This window comes from Microbacterium sp. UBA1612 (genome assembly GCF_002321605.1).
Lineage (GTDB): Bacteria > Actinomycetota > Actinomycetes > Actinomycetales > Microbacteriaceae > Microbacterium > Microbacterium luteum.
Genome location: NZ_DCMW01000020.1, coordinates 1 through 2,604 on the forward strand (window position 1 = coordinate 1; position 2,604 = coordinate 2,604).

Consider the following 2,604-nt stretch of genomic DNA (forward strand, 5'->3'; position numbering starts at 1 on the left):
CGGGATGCCATGCTTCCCGGTTGAGTCGGTCCACCTCGGCGCCACGTCCTCATGCTACCATGTAGCCGTCATTGGTGGATACTAAATGTGTAGCCGATGACCGTCGTTATGTCAGAATATGAAAGTTCTCACCGATCGCTCGCTCTCCCCTGCGGAGCCCGCGGCGCGCTTGAGCGATCGCGCGCCGCGGGTCGACAGCCTCGAGTCAGGCCACGTTCCAGTGGAATCCCGTCGCCTGCTCGGAGCGCGTCCAGAGCTGCTGCATCACGGCCTTGTCGTAGGCGTACGGCTTCAGCGTTCCCTTGCCGACCGGCCCAACCCATTCGCGGCGTCCGGTCGGCCCGTACAGCGCGCGCTGCTCGAGGCCGTCCGCCGTGGCGCACATCACCTCCGGGTACGCGCCCTTCTCGGCCGACTGCACTAGCGGCGACAGCGTCATGAGGTAAAACGTGAACCGCATCGCGAGGCTCCCGCTCGTCTTGATGAGCGAGGTGGCGGACGATCCGGGGTGGCAGACGTAGACCTCGACGTTCTTACCGGCGGCCTTCACCCTGTCCTGCAGCTCATACGCGAACATCATCTGGGCCAGCTTGCTCTGGCTGTAGGCGCTGTTGGCGTTGTAGTCGTTGTCCCAGTTCATGTCGTCGAACTTGATCGTCTTGAGCCCCATCATGTAGCCGAGGCTGGCGACGACGACGATTCGCCCATGCGATTCGTCGATGCGGTCGAACAGCATCCCCGCCAGGACGAAGTGCCCGAAGTGGTTGGTGCCGAGCTGACTCTCGAAGCCGTCGACGGTGAGCTTCTGCGACGGCACCTGCGCGATCGCCGCGTTGCAGATCAGCGCGTCGATCCGAGGCACGGTCGCCAGGATCTCCTCCCCCGCCGCGCGCACGCTCGCGAGGTCGGCAAGTTCCATGCGCACGGAGCTCACGTCGGCATCCGTGCCGAACTCCTGCTTCAACCGACTGACGGCATCCGCGGACTTCTCGGCACTTCGGTTCAGCATCACGACCTTCGCCCCTTTGGAGAGCAGGATTCGCGTGGCCTCGTAGCCGGCGCCGGCGGTCGTGCCCGTGATCAGGTAGGTCTTGCCCTCCAGCGAGTCGAGGTGGTCGGGGGTCCAGCCGGGAAGGGCATCGATCGTGGTCATGTGATTCCTTTGCAGTGGGTCCAGGACAACGAGCGGATGGTTGCCCTGCGGGGTCGATGGCTATACGCTAAGCCTCAGCACGCGGCCATATATAGCGATTTCGCCGCGAATAGTTGCCTGTTTCCCTCAGATTGATTCCAGTGACCACCCACAATGCATCCGATCTCCGGACGGAGATCCGAGACCTGGTGGCTCGCCACGCCCCCGGCGACGGCGTCCACCAGACCCCTCTCGACGGGGTCCGGCTCTTCCGCGTCTCGTCGCCGGTCGAACGAGTTCCCGGCGTCTACGACCCGAGCGTGTGCGTCGTCGTGGCCGGCTCGAAGCACGCCTACCACGACAGCCGCACCCACACCTACGACCCCGACCATTACCTCTGCGCGACGATGCCGACCCCCCTCGAAGCCGAGGTTCCGGTCGCGACGACCGACGATCCCGTCCTCGGCGTCCTGATCGATCTGGAGAGCCGGACGATGGCGGAGCTGCTGATCGCGTTCCGGGCCGCGCGGCCTCGTTCACGTCGAGCGTCGGAGAAGCCGGCCGGACTGATTGTGGCCGACTGGGATCACCGCTTCGAGACGGCGCTGCTGCGCGCTCTCCAGCTTCTCGACGAGCCGGTGACTGTCGACATCCTCGGGCCGGGCCGCCTCCGCGAACTCCTCTACACCGTTCTCGACGGACCAGCGGGTGGCGCCGTTCTCGGTGCACTGGGTGGCCCGTCGCACGAGCTCACGAGCGTGCTGACGTACATGCGCAGCAACCTCGATCAGCCTCTCGCCATCGAAGACCTCGCCGAGCGGGCGGGAATGAGCCGGGCCGCGTTCGACCGGCACTTCAAGGCGACCACGAGCCTCTCCCCCCTCAAGTACCTCAAGTCGCTCCGACTCAACGACGCCGCCATGCTCATCACGAACGGTGCTGGCATCACGCGCGCCGCTGCGCGCGTCGGCTACACGAGCGCCTCGCAGTTCAGTCGCGAGTTCAAGAGCCATTTCGGCACCACCCCGCGCGACTGGGCCAACTCCGGCCGTCCCGTTGACGTCCAGGCCTCGGGCGAGAGCTGAACGGCGCGGCACACCCTCTCTGCGGTGAGAGAATGCCCTGTGCACTCCGACGACCCCATGCCCCCCAGTGGGATCGACCCCGCTGAACTCGAGATCACGCTGCGAGTCCTGGGCCAGCTCTCGAAGGTCGACCGCGAACACCCCGACTTCCAGACCGTGCGCCGAGCCACGGCGAAGTTCTTCAAGGACGCCAAGCGCGAGCGCAAGCTCGAGACGCGTGCCCGGATCCAGGAGCACGACCGCGCGGTCGTCGCCGCCACCGCCACCGGCGCCCCGGACCGGATCGATGACGAGACCCGCGGCATCCCGATCTCGACCGCGACGACCGCGCCGACCGCCGGAGTCCTGAAGAAGGCGCGCGCCTGCTACATCTGCAAGCAGGACTAC

At 66.2% G+C, this 2,604-nt stretch carries 2 protein-coding genes and 1 pseudogene; 2 read left to right on the forward strand and 1 reads right to left on the reverse strand.

All coding sequences use genetic code 11. From position 1 onward, the window contains the following. Nucleotides 1–205 precede the first annotated feature (205 nt). Nucleotides 206–1,153 carry an SDR family oxidoreductase gene (locus tag B3S45_RS09250; protein WP_286719988.1) on the reverse strand — a complete coding sequence of 316 codons (948 nt, stop codon included), beginning with the start codon at nt 1,151–1,153 and terminating at the stop codon, nt 206–208. A 140-nt stretch (nt 1,154–1,293) separates the two neighbouring features. Here B3S45_RS09250 and B3S45_RS09255 point away from each other — a divergent pair, with 140 nt between their 5' ends. Both B3S45_RS09255 and B3S45_RS09260 read left to right on the forward strand, forming a co-directional pair. Next, nucleotides 1,294–2,217, forward strand: a complete 924-nt coding sequence (locus B3S45_RS09255; protein WP_286719990.1) for an AraC family transcriptional regulator — start codon at nt 1,294–1,296, stop codon at nt 2,215–2,217. A 57-nt stretch (nt 2,218–2,274) separates the two neighbouring features. Then, nucleotides 2,275–2,604, forward strand: a pseudogene (locus B3S45_RS09260) (short-chain dehydrogenase); the annotation flags it as partial.